Annotated in this window: 1 protein-coding gene; it reads left to right on the top strand. The window is 58.1% G+C overall.

Annotation, left to right across the window (positions count from 1 at the left end):
* Positions 1 to 236 precede the first annotated feature (236 nt).
* Positions 237 to 21782, top strand: a complete 21546-nt coding sequence (locus LOC70_RS12380; protein WP_230253891.1) for a cadherin domain-containing protein — start codon at positions 237 to 239, stop codon at positions 21780 to 21782.
* The last annotated feature ends 21 nt before the right edge of the window (positions 21783 to 21803 follow it).

Raw genomic sequence — 21803 nt, 5'->3', positions numbered from 1 at the left:
CTACGTGTACATGCATCTTCGGAAGGTGACCGGGGTGGGATTGCAACGACCATGACCAATTTGCTCGTCGTGCTTATTTTGAGCAGTCTCAACCTGAATAACCGGAGTTCCTCTCGAAACCCGCAAAGTCATCGCAAACTGCCCGTGGCCCCAGGCTCTCATGAGCCCGTCAATTTGTGTCGTTTAGGACGATAAGGAAAACCTTTGTCCACCTAATCGATTGCGAAGACTTTGCGATGACCAAACGCGAATTTCATTTCTTCCAGTTGGAAGACCGCGTCTTGCTTTCGGGCGAGGGGTTGGATGCTGCCGAGGCGGTCACGCCCGACGAAGGACTGATCGCATCCTTGCAAGCCGAGCTGGACGCGATCGAGGATGCTGCCCAAGCCGCCGCAGATGATTCCGTGACAGGCGATTTGTTGGACGCCGATGGACAAGCCAAATCCAAACGTGACGAAAACGAATGGGATGATCCGGCGCTCGGTGCGCGCACGCTGGATCCAGCTCGCCCCGTCGAAGTGATCTTTGTCGATGAAGGCGTCGAGAACTCCGAGATCCTTCTGCAAGACCTTCGCAGTCAAAACGAAGACACCCAGTGGGTGGTGGTGCGTCTGCGCGCCGGCGAGTGTGGCGTTGATCGAATCACCGAGACACTCGCGCACCTGTCAGGGGTCGACGCGATCCACTTGCTGTCACACGGCGACGGCGAAGGCATCCAGTTGGGCAGCGATCGGCTCAGCTTGGATTCCGCACCGGCATTCGCGGGCGACATTGCGTCGTGGGGACATGCGTTGGACACACAGGCCGACCTGTTGATTTACGGTTGCGATCTGGCCAGCACGGTCGAAGGTCAAGACTTGATCGAGATGCTGGCACTCGTTTGCAATTGCGACGTCGCGGCCAGTGACGATGCGACCGGGCATGAGGATTTGGGTGGTGACTGGTTGCTGGAATACACCGTTGGGGAAGTGACGACGGATGTTGCGTTCGGTTATGCGGCACAGGCTAGTTGGTACGACACACTGGCGACAATCACAGTCACCACCACGGCCGATGAAAACGATGGCGACACGACGGATATCACATCGCTGGAATCGACCAACGGTGGGACCGGAATTTCTCTCCGTGAAGCCATTATCGCTGCCAACAACACGGCGGGTGCCGACACGATTGTCTTGGGCGCAGGCACTTACATCTTGGACATCACCGGCGACGCGGAGCAGTTCGCTGCCACAGGTGACTTGGACATTCTGTCGGACATCACCATCACAGGCACGGGAGAGGGTGACACCATCATCGACGCCTCAGCGATGTTGGACCGAGTGTTCCACATCGATGCGGCGGGTGCGTTGACGCTTAGCGATCTGACGGTCACCGGAGGCGCAGGTGACGGCTACGAAGCGGGAGCAGTATTCAACCAAGGTATTTTGGTCGGAACCGATGTCGTCTTTCGAGGTAACTCAGCGGCGAGCCAAACGGGTGGAGCGATTCACTCAACTGGAACCACCACCCTGACGCGAGCGTCGCTGATCGACAATCAAGCGAACTCGGGCGGTGCATTAAATGTTGGCGGCGGTGTGACCACGTTGGTAAACGTCACCATGAGTGGGAACACGTCGGACTTCGACGGCGGAGCCATCCGTGTCAACTCTGGAACGTTGAACGTGGACTACTCGACCATTGCGGCCAACGAAGCGACAAGCGGGAACGGTGGGGGGATTCAGGTCGTCGCGGGAACCGTCAACGTGACCAACTCGATCATCGCGGACAACGCTTCCGCGTTTGGTGGAGCCGATGTCAACGGCACGCTGGCAACCAACACCAACAACCTGATCGAAGACAACGGCGGCGTGTTGGGAACCGATCCGGTTCTTTCCGCATTGACGCTTGATGCCACCTCGGGTCAGTACTTCCACAGCATCACCGATAGCAGCGCCGCTTATGATGCCGGCGGTGGAACGCCACCAACCGCAGACATCCGTGGTGAGACTCGCGATGCGTCCGCCGACATCGGTTCGTACGAATATGTCGCAGAAGCACCTTCGGATCTGGCCATCACTTCGACGACCAATGGTGGCATCAGCATCAACCATGATGGCGGAAACGATGCGTATTTCATTGTCGACGACGGCGACGCGATTCTGGGCGGATTGACCGCACTGACTTTGGAGATGCAGTTCAATTCGACCTCGATCGGCAATCAGTTCACGTTCTTCTCATATGCAACTGTCAGCGACCAAAATGCATTGATTGGGATAGTCAGCGGCACGACATTCCAGCTTCATATCGGCGGGGGGAACTACATGTTCTCCGGCTTTGACATGACTTCGTTGTCGGATGGCCTTGACCACAGTCTCGCCGTGACCTGGGACAGTGCCACCGGCAATGCGGCTTTGCTAATCGATGGGGATCAGAAAACAACCGCGACCGGAGTTGCGACGGGGCTGTCCATTGACACCGGCGGCGGGACGCTGGTCTTTGGTCAGGAACAAGATGCGATCGACGGTGGGTACGCACCGGCACAAATCTTCCGTGGCACGCTTCATGACATTCGGATCTTCAACGAAGTCCGGACGGATGCCGCCATCGCGTCCAGTTACCGAAGCGACTTGCCGCACGACGAAACGGGACTGCTCGCCAACTGGCAATTCGATGAGTTGTCCACCGGCGGCGTGGTGACCGACACGGTCAGCGGAAACAACTTGACGCTCAAGAACGTCGACAACGGCTCGTTCACGCCGTCCACTCCAACGCTGAACCTCGGTGTTGACGAAGATGTCACGACCGGCGAAGTCATCGGATCGGTGACCGGCACCGACATGGAACGCGAGACAAAGATTTCGGCTTTGCTCGCGGCGGATTCCGACCTGCGATACAACGCTGAAACCGGCAAGTTTTACAGGACGATCGCATCGAGCGGTTCCTGGTCATCTGCTCATTCGGCTGCCGAAGCGACGACGCTGAGTGGTGTTTTTGGTGATTTGGTCACGATCGGGTCAGCCAGTGAGAACCGATTCGTCAATCAACTTGCAACTGATTTTGTCGGCAACGATGTTTGGATCGGCGCGACTGACACTGGCCAGGAAGGCCAATGGCGATGGCAAGACAGTGATGTAAACGAATCCGTCTTTTGGAAAGGCGACCAAAACGGATTTACGGTCAACCAGCACTACCAAAATTGGAATGCGACGACCGGTCCCAACGGAGGTGAAACGGAAGACTACGCGTTCTTGCAAGAGTCGGATGGAACTTGGTTTGACGCTACTGCCGCTCAATCGATGGACGGCTACGTGATCCAGTGGGACGCCGACGAAGTGCTAGATGCTACCGAAGCTCTGACCTACTCAATCCAATCGCAAACCGTCGCCGGTGCTTTCTCGATTGATTCCGATAGCGGGCAACTCATCGTCGCGGATGCAACCAAACTGGATCACGAGACCAACGCGACTCACACGGTGACCGTTCGCGTCACCGACAACGATGGTGGCACGTACGACGAAGCGTTCACGATCGCGGTCAACGATGTGGACGAATCGGAAGTCGCCGCGTCGGGACTGTCGGGCGGTATCGAACTCAATTTGGACGGCGGCAACGATGCCTATTTGGTGGCTTCGGATGGAAACGCTCTGTTTGGTGGCAGCACTGAGTTCTCCTACGAGATCGCTTTCAGCTCCACAACCGAAGACAAGATGACGTTGCTGTCGTATCGCTCGCCAACGGATCCAGACGACAACTCAGACGCGTTGCGATTGACATTGCTCGCAAATGGCAATTTGAATTTTGTTCTCAATGGCGTCGCTACCACCGCGACAGGCGCAGATTTTTCGGAACTCCGAGATGGGTCGCTGCACCGTCTTTCGATCAGTTGGGATAGCAGTTCAGGCTATTGGAGTGCCAGTGTTGACGGCCAACAGTATTTTTCTGATCTGGGTTATCAGACGGGTGAAACCATCCGCAGTGGCGGAACTTTTTTGATTGGACAAGAACAGGACTCGGTCGAGGGTGGGTTTACCTCAGACAATCTGTTCTCTGGTACGGTTTATGACCTTCGCGTTTGGAATCAAACTCGCAGCGAAGCGGAGATTGAATCGGACCATCGGACAAAATTCGACGAGAACAACTTGCCAATCGGACTGGTTGCCAACTGGCAAATGGATGGCTTCGACGGATCGAATGAGGTCGTCGACGTTGTTGGCACGAACAAGTTGTCGGTCGGACATGCGACTGGAACAGGTTACTCCACAAGCACACCGGTCGCCGATCTACATATCACAGAAGGAAGCGACGCCGGAACGAGTGTGGGCCTGGTGGTTCCGACCGATCCGGATCTGGTCGTGGACCTTGTCGACGACGGTTTATTCTTGGACGCGCCGGACCCTGGGTCCTACACGCGCTACACCACCGGTCAAACCTTTGGCGGTTGGACGGTGGAAAGTGGCAACGTTGATTTGCTGGGTTCGATCGTTGGACCGACGGAACTGGGTGGTCGGTCGGTCGAGCTCAACGGCGACACCGAAGGCGCGATCGTGCAGACGTTGACGACCGAAATCGGCAAGCAATACCAGGTCATTTTCAGCGCCGCGGGGAACTTCAGCGGCGGTGCGGACCACTTAGATTTTCGTGCGAGTGCCGGTGGCGTCTCCGAAGATTTCGTGATCACCGAGGGCACTGGTTGGTCGTTGTCGAATCTCTTGCCGCAATCACTTTCGCTGACCTTCACCGCCGATTCCACTTCGACCGACCTGCGTTTCGAATCGTTTACCGCCGGTTCGTACGGCGCAGGCATTGGTGACGTTCGCGTGGTCGAAGTCCCCGAAGCGGTCTCGGTGATTCTGCAAAACGACAGCTCGCTTTCGTACAACGCGGGAACGGGCAAGTTTTATCGTGGTGTCAACAGTGCCGTGACTTATGCGGCGGCCACGTCGGCTGCGACTGGGGCACAACTAAACGGTGTCTCCGGACAACTGCTGACCATCAATTCATCCTACGAGAACGAACTGGTCCAAGATCTGATCGGCGGATTTTCGGATAGTGCTTGGCTTGGTTTGACCGATGCGACGACCGAAGGAAGTTGGCATTGGATGCGGGATGGCGTCGAATCAGAGTTGATCTGGACCGGCACAGGAGGTGGTACCACCAACGGCTACTTCGTCAATTGGGCGGCTGGTGAACCAAATGACTCCGGAGGAAACGAGGACGGCGCCGAGATACGCCGAGACTCGGGGTCTTGGAATGACACGTCGCTGACCGGCACCAACACCTACGTCATCGAATGGGACGCCAGCGAAGTCCTTTCCGCTTACACGTTCACACTGACCGATGACGCCGGCGGACGTTTTGCGATCGATAACGCGACGGGCGAGATCAGCTTCACCGGCGTCGGCTATCTGGATCACGAAGAATCGCCAACGTATGACTTGACGGTTCAAACAACCGACGCGGCGGGGCACTCCTCATCGCAGATAGTGACCGTCGAAGTCGACAACGTTCCCGATGAATCGCCCAGCAACGTGGTTCCCGCTGGACAAATCCTGAATGAAGACTCCTCGTTGACGTTCAACGAGGCCAACGGAAATGCGATCGTGTTGCACGACGACGTGGGCGAAAGCATGCGGGTGACGCTGTCGGTCGATGACGGCACACTCACTCTTTCGCAAACCGACGGGTTGACCATTGTCGGTGGAGGCGATGGCACGGCGACGGTGACCGTGACCGGTTCTTTGGAAAATATCAACGCGGCGTTGGAAGGACTGCGGTATGACCCAACGGCCGATTTCAGCGGTGGCGACTTGCTGACGATCACTTCGCAAGACGAGCAAGTTTATCAACTGAACATCGACGCGAATTTGGAAGCATTGTTCCAGTTCGACTCAGCCGATCCGGCCAACGACTCCGGACCAGTCGGAACCAACGACGGATCGATGATCGGTGCGACGGTGACCACCGATGCGGACTACGGAGATGTGTTGTCGCTCAACGGCGACGGACAACGTGTCGAAGTCAGCAATCTGTTGACGCAGCCCGCCAACGTCACCATCGCGGCTTGGGTGAACCTGACCGCGACCGATACGCAGGGCGCGACGGTGGTTCAAATTGGTTCGAACATGGGACTGCGTCTGGACAATCCATCCGGACAGATGATCGGCTTCTTTCACGACGGGACGACCTACCGCTCAGTGACCTTCGACGAAACGATTGCCGGTACAGGTTGGCGTCACGTGGCCTATACCTTCAATGATCTTGCCGATACGGCAACGTTGTATTTGGACGGACAGGAAGTTGCCACCAGCACCTTTGGCACTTCCATCGTTTATGCAGGTGGCGTCACACGAATCGGTGGACTCGGCACCGACGGATACGACTTCAACGGAACGATGGACGACGTGCGTGTCTACGATCGTGCCCTGACGCAATCCGACATCGCCTCGCTGGCGAACGTTCCAGGCGCAGCTGAAGCGATCGACACTGTCGCCCTCACGGTCACGCCGATCAATGACGCGCCGGTGCTGGACAACACGGCGTTCTTTCAGTTGACAGGGATCACCGAGGACGACACCAACAATAGCGGCAACACGGTCGCGGAAATCATCGCCAGCGATGGTGGTGACCGAATCACCGATGCCGATGGCGACCCGGAAGGCATCGCGATCTTCTCATCAAGCAGCACCCACGGCAAATGGCAATACAACACCGGATCGGGTTGGACCGATGTCGGCACCGTGTCGCTGACCGAATCGCTGCTGCTTCGTTCGACCGACAGCCTGCGGTTTGTTCCTGACGGCGAAAATGGCGAGAACGCATCGTTTGTCTTCGCCGCTTGGGATCAAACGACTGGAACGGCCGGAACCAAAGTCGACACGTCCAGCTACGGCGGCACGACTGCCTTCAGCGATGACACGGACACGGCCAACATTACGGTGTCTTCGGTCAACGATGATCCGACCAACGCCGGTTCGCTGCCGACCGACATCACGGTCACCGAAGACCTCGCCAGCCAGCTCGATCTGTCGTCGATCGATTTGAGCGATGTTGATCACGGTGGCGGCAACCTGACGTTGAAACTCAGTAGTGACACGGGCGGCGAAATCACTGCCGCTGCAATGGCGGGAATCGCGATCACTGCCAATGGCAGCGACGCGATTGAATTGACCGGAACGCTGGCGGACCTGAACACCTATTTGGACAACACGACGAACCTGACCTACTTGCATCCAACCGCGAACCTGACGGGCGGTGATGCGGACATCCTGTACGTGGTGATCAACGACAACGGGAACACGGGCACCGGTGGTGGAGGCAACGTCAGCCTGGGCAACGTCAACATCGACATCACCAACGTCAACGACGCGCCTGTGATGACGGCATGGGGTCCGGTCTACAACACCACCGAGAATGCGTCCGCATTCAGCGCACCCATCTCCTCGGTTCTGCAATCCAGCGTCAGTGATGTGGACCCGGGTGCGGTGGAAGGCATCGCGGTCTACGCGGGAAGCGGCGATGGCGGCGTGTTGGAATACAGCACCAACGGTGGCGGCAACTGGACCGTGATGCCCGCATTGGACGCCAACAACGCGTTGCTCTTGCGTGCCACTGACATGATCCGGTTCACGCCCGACACCGAAAACGGCGGCACAATGACGCTGGACTACTACGCCTGGGATCAAACAACCGGAACGGCGGGCACATCCGTTGACGTGACCACCCGAGGCGGCGCCACCGCGTTCAGCACCGCAAACGATACGGTGACGATCAACACCACCAGCGTCAACGACGAACAAGTTGTCTCGACCAATACAGGTGCCACTTTCGCCGAAGGTTCAGGCGGCACCATCACAGATGCGATGCTGGAAACGACCGATGTCGATACCAATGACACGCCAGATCAGTTGGTGTACACGCTGACCAACAACACAGATTATGGTGTGCTCTATCTCGATGCCGTCGCCTTGGTCACGAACGATACGTTCACCCAGCAAGACATCGATTTGGGCAGAATCTCCTACACCCACGACGGCACGGAGAACCACAGCGACTCATTCAGCTTCAGCGTTGATGACGGCGTGGGAACCGCAAGCACTGGAACGTTCAACATTACGGTGACTCCAGTCAATGACAACGCTGTCGCAATCACCAGCGATGGCGGCGGTGACACAGCCACCATCAATCACAATGAATCGCTGTCTCAAGTCACCCAAGTGACTTACAGCGATGGCGACCTGCCCGGTGACGCGATCACCTATTCGATCATCGGCGGCACCGACGAAACCGACTTCGCAATCGACGGCAGCGGAAATCTGACGTTCGTGACTCTACCGGATTTCGAGAATCCTCACGACAGCAACTCGGACAACGTCTACACAGTGATCGTGCAGGTTAGCGATGGAGTGTACACAGATTCACAGACGATCACGGTCAATGTGCAAGATGTCGCGAACGAGACTTCGCTGACTGTCACCACCACATCGGATGTCGACGACACCGGTTTGGGAACAAGTTACAACATCACTCAGTTGTACGCGGTTGGCGGTGGTGCGGACGGACACGTCAGTTTGCGGGAAGCCATCATCGCGGCCAACAACACAACTGGCCAGGACACGATCAATTTCGCGATTCTGAACACGGACGCCGGCTACACCGGCATCGACGGAGTCGACGCGCACTGGGAAATAACGCTGACGGACATCCTGCCGACGATTACCGAGTCGGTAATTTTGGACGGAACCAGCCAAACCACTTTCGGTGGAGACACGAACCCAGGCACGCTGGGCGTTGTCACCGAGGTCGGTGTGAACGACACGGCGATTGCCGGCGTGGAACGTCCGGAAATCGAGATCATTGGCGACGCAACGCTTGACGGCGGATTGCTGATCAGCGCTGACAACGTGACGGTGACCGGCTTTGCGATGTATGGGTTCAGCAACTCTTCAGGAGAAGCAATCGAACTTAGCGATGGAATAACGAACGCCAACCTCACCGCAAACGTTTTTGGTACATCCGCGACAGGGATCGCTGACCTGGGCGTCACACTGAACAACCACGTCCACGTACGAACGGTCGGCGCTGACAATGGATCCCTTGCGGGGAACCTATTTGCTTACTCCAAGGCAGCGGCGTTTCACGCCAGCAATGCATCCGATGGATGGACACTGACCGGCAACCAGGTCATCGACGGCGGCCTGAACTTTGACAACGGCGACGGATTCGGTTTCAGCGACTCCGATGGTGCGACGATCAGCGGAAATTATTTCAGTGGCATGTCAACACAAGCCATCTTTGTGGGCGGCGGCTCAAACGACGTCACAATCAGCGACAACACGATCGTTAACAGCGGTATCGGTTCGACCTCCGGTTCACACGTCCAGTATGATGCGATCGCGATCCGCAGCGGCAGTTTTGATGTTGCGTTGAATCACAACATCATCGCCGACAACTACGGTGCCGGCATCACGGTGAATGATGGCGCCTATGGTGTTGAAATCACCGAGAACTCGATTTACGGCAACGGCGCTATCCTGTCACGGCAGGGAACAGCAGCCAGCGGTATCGTCGGGATCGATCTGCAAACCACCGGTGAGAGCACCTCATTTGGGACGGCTCCTTACTACACAGCAAACGATGTCGGTGACGCCGATACGGGCGGCAACTCGCTACAAAACTTCCCGGTCATCTCGACAGCCAGCACCGACGGAACTCAAATTTCGATCTACGGAACATTCAACTCGCTGGCCGGTCGCACCTACCGACTCGAGTTCTTTACGACTCAGGAATACGCCAACGGTCACGGTCAAGGCGAAGTCTTCCTTGGCTCGGTCAACGTCACCACCGATGGCAGTGGCGATGCGACGTTCAGCACTAGCTTTGCCGCGGCGCTGCCAACGGGAAGTCTCGTTACCGCGACCGCAACGGACTTAACGAACAACGAAACGTCAGAATTCTCGCAGCAGTTCGCAGTGAACGATGCACCACGCATCGTCGGGGCAAACCAAATTGCCAATGGCGAGTTCACTTCTGACGCCAGTGGCTGGAGTGTCAGCGGCAACTTGGATTACGCCGGCGGTGAAATGCGTTTTGGGCAGATCGGCGGCGCGCCGGGTGTGCTGTCCCAAACCTTCACGACCGAAGTCGGTAAACAGTACTTCGTGACGTTCGCGTACGGCGACCGAAGTGCCTCGCATTCACAGTCGATCCAGGTTGATGCCAATGGCGGCTCGTTACTGTTGAGCGAATCGATCGTCAGTGGCATGGCCGCAGATACGCTGCAGCCCTACACGTACAGCTTTGTCGCCGATTCGACGTCGACAACACTGACGTTCACCGACACTTCGGCTGATCACTCGGGAGTCCGCGGATACATCGACAGTATTGAAGTTCGAGAAACCATCTCGCCCACCCTGTCGGACCTGGACTACACCGAGAACGATCCAGCAACCGTCGTGTTCGCAGATGTCAATCTCGGTGACGTCGACGACACGCATCTCGAATCTGCAACGATTCGCATCTCCGCCAATTTTGACACGAGCGAAGATGAATTGGCGGCGGTCGATCAATTCGGAATCGTTTCCAGTTGGAACGGATTGACTGGCGAACTGACGTTAACCGGTTCGGCAACCGTCGACCAGTACGAAGCGGTGATCGAGTCGGTGACCTATCAAAACACCGACAACAACCCGAACACGGCGACACGCACCATTGAAGTCCTGGTCAACGACGGCCAAGAAGATTCGAATGTCATGTCACGAAACGTCACGGTCGAGTCGATCAATGACGATCCTTACAACAACGGCTCACTTCCCGCCAGCATCACCGTGACCGAAGACGTCGCTTCAAACGTGGACTTGTCCGCGATTGATTTGCGTGATGTCGATGGCAGTGGCGGACAAGACCTGACCATCAAACTATCCACGTCCACCGGCGGGAACCTTTACGCGACCACGACCGCGGGTGTGACCGTGACCGGCAGCGGAACGGCGAACTTGACGTTGACGGGTGCCCGAGCAGACTTGAACGCGTTTTTGGACATTGCGTCCTCTGTGACTTACCAGCACAGCACCGAGAACCTGAACGGCGTTGCCGCTGATAACATTCAAGTTGCGGCCAATGACAATGGCAATACGGGGACGGGAGGCGGTACTGACATCATCTTCGGAAATGTTTCGGTCCACATCACCGCCGTCAACGACATCCCTGTGATCTCGACCGGTTTTGACGAAATGGTCGGCGAGTTCGGTGGCAACACGACGACCTCGGTGATTGGCAAAGCGACGCTCGAATCGTCCAACATGATCGCGGTCGACTCGGACCAGACGTATGAACTGTCCGTGACGGCATGGTCGGGCGACGGCGTGGGCGGCAACTACGACGCGGGCGAAACCCACTACCTGGGTTTCTACAGCTACGACGTCGACGGCAATCAAATCACGTCGAAACACACCGGGAAATATGCCGGAGCAGTCGACACTACCTTGGCCGTGGATTTGGTCGCCGGTGCAACGCAAATCGTCTTGAACGATGCGACCGGTTGGTACGACGGTGGATCGGACACGAACCGATCGCTGGCCTGGTACGGCTACACCAATAGCCTGGGCGAAACCTACGCCGATTACACCTATACCCGAAACACGTTGAACGACCTGTGGGACGAAAACGCCATCGATCACGTGACCGGCGTCATCACCCTGCGTGAAGCCTGGTCTGGGCCGACGATTCTTGCCGGCGAAGCGGTTCGAAACATGTCGCCGACGGGCGGAACGTACCAATACCCCTTGTTGTCCAACGGACCGATCGACGAAACCGGCGGCGATTACTCCATCGTGATCGGAGGTGCCAACGATACCGGAGCCACCAGCCAAACGCAGTTCCGTCATGGCACCGCCTACATCGCGCCGCTGGTTCTGGCCAACTACACCGGCACCAGCAATCAACTCAACATCAGCGACTTCAGTGTCACGACTCAGCAAGGCACCACGGTGTTCACCGAAGACGCCGGGCCGATCGCGATCATCGACGACGATTTTGCGATCACCGACGTTGACGACACACACGCTGAATCCGTCACGGTCACGCTGACCAACGGCAAGATCGGTGACATCCTGAACGTCAACGAAGGTGCCATCAATGCGCTCGGAATCTCGGTGGCCGGCATCCCCACCGGCAACCTTTCGGCGGACGGTTCGATCACATTGACGCTGACCAGCGACACGCCCGACAGCGTGACGTTTGCGGATTACCAAACCGCGCTCAACGAAATCACCTTCGACAACAACAGCCACGATCCGGACACGACCGATCGCACAATGACCTTGGTGGTCAACGACGGCGACGTCGATTCGGCGGCCGAAAACCTGGTCATCAAAGTCCACGCGGTCGACGATGCACCAGTCGTTTCAACGACCGCTGACAATCCGACGTACACGGAAGGGGGCACGGCGGTTTCGGTGTTCTCGGGCACCACGATCGACGCTGTCGAACTCGGCGACACGATCGGATCCTTCGAAATCTCCATCGCCGGTATCTCCGATGGTGCTCACGAACAATACCGCGTTAACAGCGAATACATCGAACTGGTCGACGGGAACGAAGGGACCACCGACACCTCTGGATTCAGCTATAGCGTCAGTGTGAACGCGGGCGTTGCGACCCTGACGATCTCGCGTGACTTCGGCATTGGCTCCGGCACCGCCGCGGCATTGATCAACAACAGCGCCTATCAGAACACCAGCGAAGCGCCCACGGGGACCACCCGCACCGTGACCTTGGAATCGGTCACCGAATTCGAACAAGACGGCGTCAACGACACGACGGTTGTCGGCACGCAATCGGTCATCACGATCACCGGTGTCAACGATGCCCCCGAGTTCGTCGGACCGGAGTTGATCAGCAACGGGACATTCGACACCGACTTGAGCGGTTGGTCGACCTCCGGAGCAGTCGCCTACATCGGTGGCGAAATGAACTTTGGTGGGGGCAACGCCGTGGGTCCGCACACGGCCTCGCAAACGATCGCCACCGAAGCCGGCCAGACTTATCGGTTGACATTCGATTATCGCGACGGTTCGGATCTGAAAAATCAATCCATGCAAGTCACCGTCGACGGCGACAGCAATCTGCTGACGACTTCGCACATTGTCACCGACATTGATGGCAACACGTACGTTCGATACGAGTACACGTTCACCGCTGACTCGGCCGCATCAACGATCACCTTCACCGACACATCGGACACCGCCGGGTTGTCCGACGATACCAACAACGTCGACGGCCGCATTGACAACGTTTCGGTCCAGCAAATCAATGGCCACGTCGGATCGGTCAGCTTCACCGAAGGTGGATCCGCTGTGGTTCTGGACGGTGACCTGACGTTGTTCGATGACGAGATTGCCGCAGGATTGGACAACTACGACAACACCATTCTGCGAATCTCACGTGACGGTGGAGCCAGCGGGGACGACGTGTACGGCGGTAGTGGCAACCTGGCCGCGTTGACCGAAAGCGGAAGCGTTGTCCTGAGCGGCGAAACGATCGGTACCGTCGAACAAAACTCCGCTGGACAACTCCGACTGCGATTCAATTTTAACTTGGACGCGGCCAAACTGAACGAAGTCCTGCAGTCGATCACGTACGAAAACACCAGCGACGCGCCGCCGGCCAGCGTGCAACTGAACTGGGAGTTTGACGACGACAACTTCGGCACCCAACAAGGCACCGGTGGCGAGCAAACCGGCACGGCTTACACCATCGTCAACATCACCGGGATCAACGACGCACCGGAACTGGACAACAGCGGCACGCCGACCGTCACGTCGATCACCGAAGATCAAATCAACAACGGCGGCATGACCGTTGCCGATTTGTTGGCCACCGGTGCGGGCGGCGACCCGATCAGCGACGTCGATGGCGATCCGGACGGCATCGCGATCACCGGCCGTACCAACGGCAACGGTCAATGGGAATACAGCATCAATGGCGGGACGAACTGGAACGCCATCGGCAGTGTGAGCGACTCAAACGCACGACTTCTGCGGTCAACGGATCTGGTCCGATTCAACCCCGACGGCGAAAACGGCATCACTCAAACGATCACGTTCCGTGCTTGGGACCAATCCAGCGGCACCGCCGGAACCTTCGCCGACACGACGACCAACGGCGGCACGACGGCATTCAGCTCCGCCTCGGAAACGGCTCAAATCACGGTGTCGGATGTCAACGACGCGCCCGTTCTGGACAACAGCGGCACGGTCACGATGACCAGTCAGGCCGAAGACGCCGGCGCCCCGTCCGGCGCGGTCGGTACGGTGATCACCGACTTGGTTTCGCTCAGCGGCAACGTTTCGGATGTGGACGATGGTGCGGTCACGGGGATCGCAATCACCGCCGCCGACACGACCAACGGCACGTGGTGGTACAGCACCAATGGTGGAACGAATTGGAACGCACTGGGCAGCGTCAGTGATGCGTCGGCACGCGTGCTGACAGCCGACGCCAACACCCGTGTGTACTTTCAATCCGACGCCGACTTCACCGGAACGATCAACGACGCGATCACGTTCCGAGCCTGGGATCAATCGGCGGGCACCAACGGTTCGCTGCAAGACGCCAGCACTGGCGGCGGCACGACCGCGTTCTCGTCCGCCACCGAAACCGCGGACATTGCCATCACGCCGGTCAACGACGCACCGGAGCTGGATTACAGCTACACGACCTCGTTCGACACGATCACCGAAGACGACATCGACAACGCGGGCCAAACCGTTGCGGATATCCTCGCCTCGTCTGGCCAAGACATTTTGACCGACGTCGACGGCGACCCCGAAGGCATTGCGATCATCATCTCCGATCCTTCCAACGGAACTTGGGAATACTCGCTTGACGGTGGCACCAACTGGACCGACGTGGGCGTGGTCGACGGCAACAACGCCTTGTTGTTGCGATCGACGGATCTGTTGCGGTTCAACCCCGACGGCGAACAAGGCACCACGACCGCGGACATCGGATTCCGGGCCTGGGACCAAACGGTGGGCACCGCCGGAACGAAACACAACATCGCGGGTGTGGGCGGAACGACGGCGTTCAGTTCCAGTACCGAAACGGCGTTGATCGTGGTCACCGATGTGAACGATGCACCGGTACTCGACAACTCCGGTGCGCTGTCACTGACCACACAAAACGAGGACCCCGGTGCGCCATCCGGCGCCGTCGGCACTGTCATCACCGACCTTGTCAGCCTCAGTGGCAACGTGACCGACGTTGATTCGTCACCACAAACCGGCATCGCGATCACCGCCGCCGACACGACCAACGGGACTTGGTGGTATTCGACCAACAACGGTAGCACCTGGAACGCACTGGGCAGCGTCAGCGACGCGTCGGCTCGAGTCCTGAACGCCAACAGCAACACGCGAATCTATTTCGAAGCCGATGCGGACTTCAACGGCACGATCAGCGACGCGATCACCTTTCGTGCTTGGGACCGCAGCACCGGCAGCAACGGTTCGCTGCAAGACGCCAGCATCAATGGCGGTACGACTGCGTTTTCATCGGCGACCGAGACCGCTGATTTGACGGTCAACAACGTCAACGACGCACCCGTTCTGGATGATACTTATCTGTACACGCTGACGTCGATCACGGAAGACGACACCTCCAACGGCGGACAAACGGTTGCGTCGATCCTCGCCAGCAACGCGGGCACCGGAATCACCGACGCCGACTCCGGTGCATCGGAAGGCATCGCGATTCGTGCGATTAGCGTCAGCAACGGTCACTGGGAATTCTCGACCAACGGCGGAACCAACTGGTCCGACATGGGAACCGTTTCGACGACCAGTGCACTCGTCCTGCGCGACACGGACATGGTTCGATTCATTCCCGACGAACAAAACGGTGAACAAGGCAACCTGACTTTCATCGGCTGGGACCAAACCGATGGCTCAACCGCCGGCACCAAAGTCAACTCCAGCACCACCGGCGGTGCATCGTCATTCAGCAACAACGTTGCCGTCGCGCGCATCATCGTGACCGACGTCAACGATGCACCCACGGTCTCCAGTCCCGCCACGGCGACGGTCAACGAAGGCGGATCGTTGACGTTTGACATCTTGGGTGCAGGCGTCTTCGACACCGATGATGCCGATGGCGATAACTTGACCGTCACCTTGACCGCCGATCACGCCGCGATCGCTCTCTCGCAAACAAGCGGCCTGACCGTCATCGACGGCGACGGCACCGATGGAACGTTGCAGTTCAGCGGCAGCACGGCCGACATTGACGCGGCCCTGTACGGTTTGGATTACGACTCGCAAGCCGGCTACAACGGCAGTGCGTCCCTGGTCGTCTTGGTCGACGACGGGTCACTGACCGATTCGACCACCGTCGCGATCACAGTCAATCCCGGCCAAACCTTGTTCGTTTGGGACGGCGGCGGAGCAACCAACGACTGGACCGATGCGGACAACTGGAACCACGACTTGGTTCCCGAAGCCGACGACATCGTGGTGTTCAACGCGACCAGCACGAAAGACTCCACCCTCGACGCCGCGTTCGCCGGGGCGATCAGCGAAATCCAAGTCAACGCGGGCTACACCGGAACGCTCACGTTCGATCGAACCCTAACCAACACCGGCGACCTTCTCATCGCGGACGGAACCGTCGACACCAACGGACAAAACGTCGACACGGAAGGATTCATCAACATCACTGGCGGAACGCTGACGATCGACGGCAGCACGCTGAACCTGGGTGACGACTTCATCCATTCCGGCGGGACGCTGAACACCAACGGTTCGACGCTGTACTTCGACGGTACCGGCGACCGCAGTTTGCAAACGTCGGCGCAGATCGACAACATCGAAATCGATCACGTCGGCACGTTGACTCTCCTGAGCGATCTGTCTTTCGCCGGTGACTTCACGCACAGCCAAGGCACTGTCGACTTTGGTGGTCACGAAGTCAGCGTGTCGGGAACGTCCGGTCAAATCGTTGATGCCTCCGGAATCACCTTTGACGACTTCGAATTTAACAACAGCAACACCGTCACCATTGTCGGCGGACTCGATATCGATGGCGATCTGACCTACACCAACGCCGTCACGATCAATGGTGCGGGCGTGACCGCGTCGGGCAACGTCGCGACGCTCGACAGTGCCTGGTCGGGTACCAGTGTCCTGACGCTCGATGGAACCACCGACCAAACGATCTCGACCGGTGGCGGCACCGGAGAACTGGGCAACCTAGTCATCAACAAAGCCTCCGGAACCGTTCGGTTGCTGAACGATATCGAACTCGGCGGTGATTTCACTCACACCTCCGGCGGATGGGATACCAACGGTCAAGTCGTCGAGTTCCAAGGTCACAACACCACGATCGATGCCGGTTCGGCAACGTTTGACGATGTGATTCTAAACAGTACCGTCGCGGGATCACGTGTGATCGTCGGCACGCTGGACGTCGACGGCGATTTCACGTTCACCAACGCGGGCACGCTGAACAGCGGCCAGATCACCGTCGCCGGCGACATCAACTACGGCGATGACAGCTACAGCGGCACGACGATGATCATCGCCGACGGCACCGGCAACCAAATCGTTTCGGCAACGACCGGCACCGCGAAAGCCGAACACCTGACGATCAACAAGGCGTCCGGCACGCTGACGTTCGGCACTGACCTGACCATCAACGGCGTTTTGAATCACGTCGCCGGAACCGTTGCCGATCTGACGCACACCATCACCTTCGGCAACAACTCGGGAACCATCACCGCGTCGTCGATCAACTTTGATGACGTCATTTTCGATTCCAACTACAGCAAAAACATCTCCGGCGTGCTGAACGTTGGCGGCGATCTGACCATCACCAGCGTCAATGCATTGAACGTCGGCGAGATCCGCGTCGCGGGCAACATCACGTCATCGGACACCAGCGTCGGCGGCAACTCGCAAATCACGCTGAACGGAACCGGCACGCAAACGATCTCCGGCGACGACCTTTCCGATGGCAGCCTGAACATCGACAAGACCACCGGCACGGCGATCTTGGCCGATGACTTGGTGCTCGACGGAACCTCTCAAGATGTGAACGTGATTTCGGGCACGTTGGACTTGAACGGTCACACGATTAACGCGACCGGCGATGTCGTGATCGACGACTCGTTGCTGATCGGCACTGGCGCGATCACAAACGATCTGACGCTCGACAACGACGCGATCGTTCGTTTGTCAGCATCCTCCACCAGCGTTTACGAATCGATCGCGGTCGGCGGCACATTGACGTTGGGCCTCGGCGCGCAATTGGAAATCGACCTCACCGGCATGACGGCGGGCGGTTACCTGCAAGACATCTTCACGTCGACGACGCTGGCCGGGACGTTCGACGCAATCACGTTGCTCAATGACTCCGTCGGCTTCACCATTTACGACGAATACGACTCGCCCTCGGGTGCCGTCGATATCTTCCTCAACAGCAATCCGACCGGCAGCATCGGCGACGTCAACGTCAACGAAGACGCCCCCGATACCGTCATCGACCTCGACGCCGCGTTCAGCGATCTCGAACACGCCGACAACGAGCTAACCTACAGTCTGATCGGCTACAGCAGTCCCGCGTTCTTGAATTCCGCCAACATCGACAACGGTGCGGGAACACTGACACTGGACTACGCCGCCGAACAACACGGAACGACCACGATCACCGTCCGAGCCACCGACGCACGCGGCGAATTCACCGATGTGACCTTCAACGTCACCGTCAACTCGATCGAAGACGCACCGATCATCACGGGCGGTCCCGCCACGTCATCGCTGACCGAAACCAACAGCGGCCTCACCGATTCAGGCACGTTCACAGTCAGCGATTCCGACATCGCCGACAACGTCACCGCCGCCGTCGATAACGTTGCCGTTTCGGGCACCGGCGCGTCCAGCGTTCCCGGATCGCTCGACAACGCGACGCTGCAAAGCTTCCTGTCCGTATCGCCGACAGCGATATTGGACGGCACCGAAACGACGGACACGCTGACGTGGAATTTCAACAGCGGCGCCGAAGCGTTCGACTTCCTTGCCGACGGCGAAACGCTGATCCTGACCTACACAATCAGCGCCACCGACGATTCCGCCTCCACCCTGTCGGACACCGAAACCGTCACCGTGACGATCACCGGCACGAATGACGGTCCATCCGCGATTGCCGATCAAGGAACCGCGACGGAATCGGGGGGGATCGCGAATGCGACCAGCGGCAGCGACGCGACCGGAAACGTCCTGAGCAACGACACCGATGACGATGTTTCGGACACTCACAACGTGATCGGGGTGGCGGCTGGATCGCAAGCCAGTGCGTCCGGTTCGGTGGGATCGACAGTAAACGGAACCTACGGAAACATCCAAATTAACAGCAATGGAACCTACACCTTTGCGGTCGATGAAAACGATCCTTCGGTGCAGGCGTTGCGAACCAGCAGCGACACACTGCAAGAAGTCTTCACCTATACCATGTCAGATTCTGAGGGTGCGTCCTCCACCGCGGAATTGACGATCACTATCCAAGGTGCCAACGACACCCCTCATGATCTCTCGACCACTGGATTGACGATCATCGAATCCGCCAACAATGGTGACTCCGTTGGCACGATCACTCACAGCGACGTGGATGCGGGTGACACGGCGACTTACACGTTGACAGATTCGGCCAATGGGCGATTCGCCATCGATCCCAATACCGGCGTGATCACGGTCGTCGACGCCTCGCAGTTAGATTTTGAGTCCGATACGTCGCATTCGATCACCGTTCAGGTATCCGACACCGCGGGGGCTACCTATCAAGAAGTCTTCAAGGTCGCGATCACAGATGCGGACGAGTTTGACGTTTCCACCCCCACCGACGTGAACGCATCCGCCAACGAAGTCGCTGAAAACTCGACCACGGGCACCTCGGTAGGAATCACCGCAGACGCATTCGATTTGGATGCGACCAACAACACGATCACCTACAGCTTGACCAGCAACCCGGACGGTCTGTTTCAAATTGACCCGAATAGCGGCGAGGTCACCACGGCCGCCAGCATTGATCGCGAGACCGTTGGCGGGAGGCGATCGATCACTGTCCAAGCCGCCAGTTCCGACGGGTCCACCGCCACGCAGTCGTTCGACATCGACATCTTGGACGTGGATGAATTCGATGTCACCGTGCCGACTGACGCCGATGCTGCTTCCAATGAGGTCGATGAGAACTCGATCGGCGGAACCGTCGTTGGTGTCACGGCCGATGCGTTTGATCTGGATGCGACCAACAACACGATCACCTACAGCCTGACCAGCAATCCGGGCGGTCGCTTTCAGATTGACCCGAGCACCGGCGTGGTCACGGTGGCTGGCGGGATCGACCGCGAAACCGCCGCCAGCTACGACATCGAAGTCACCGCCACCTCGAGCGATTCATCCAGCGAGAGCCAGACGTTCACGATTCAGATCAATGATGTGGACGAATTCGACGCGACCGCCGCCGGCGATACGGATGCTTCAAATAACGAAGTCGACGAGAACTCTGCTTTTGGATCGACGGTTGGCCTCACTGTCGCCGCCTTCGATTCGGATGCCACCAACAGTTCGATTCAGTATGCCATGGTGGACGACGCCGGCGGTCGATTCGATGTCGACGTAAGCACTGGACAAGTCACCGTTGCGGCGGGTGCTTCGTTGGACTTCGAAAGCCACACGTCTCACGACGTCACGATTCGCGGTTCGTCGGACGACGGATCATTCATTGACCAAACGTTCACAATCCAAATTCGCGACGTCAATGAAGCTCCGGTCGCCGGCGATGACGGCACCTACACGGTCGCCGTAGGTCAGCCAACCGTACTCTCCGGCCCACACATCCTGACCAACGATGTCGATGTGGATTCCGACCCACTGCAGATCGTGATTGTCGTCCATCCCGCAAACGGAACACTGAATGTTGCAACGGATGGGACCGTCACGTACACGCCGAATTCTGGCTTCTTCGGCAGCGATTCATTCCAGTATCAAGCTCACGACGGATCGCTGTTGAGCAACACTGCAACGGTGGCCATCGATGTGGTCGGTGGCGGATCCAGCGGAGGCTCCGGATCCGGCAGCGGAAGCGGCGACTCGGGTGGAGGCGACTCGGGAGGAAGCACGGGCGATAGCGGCGACGGATCTTCCGACAGCGGAAGCGATTCTTCGGACTCGGGATCCAGCAGCGGCACCGACGGCAACAGTGTCACCGGCCCGATCGATCCCAACTCGCAAGACTCCGATGAGACGAGCCAATCCGATCGGCAAAAACAGGATGGGTCTGGCGAGGAAAATGGAGATGGCGAGTCAGCAGACGGTCCCACCGGAGGCACGTCTGACTCGCGAGGTGTCGGGATTGGCGGGGCAGGCGGTCTGGCGGCTCGCGGCCCCCGACGGTTTGGCATGAGCGAAGCAACCTTCGTCTATGACGCTTTGCCAGGCAGCGACGGGTTGCTGAACGACTTGATGGGCACCTCTGAAATCAATTCGTTGCTGACATGGCACCTGTCCAAGGACGGTTCCGTCCGCATCAACGAAGCTTATGAGAACGAAGACATTGACGTTGGTGCGGTCGGAACGACCTTGGGACTCGCATCGATTGGTTACGTCCTGTGGGCTTTGCGAGGCGGAATGTTCATCGCGACGATGTATGCGGGTATACCAAGTTGGCGGATGTTGGACCCGGCATCGCTGTTGTCGGCCTACCGGGGGGCGGATGACGCCGCCCAGGATCGGGTGGAGGAAATGCTCGACTAGCAACATTGCAAACAACGTTGT

Origin of the sequence: Rhodopirellula halodulae (assembly GCF_020966775.1) — a bacterium.
GTDB lineage: Bacteria > Planctomycetota > Planctomycetia > Pirellulales > Pirellulaceae > Rhodopirellula > Rhodopirellula halodulae.
This window is presented reverse-complemented; position numbering and strand designations above follow the sequence as displayed.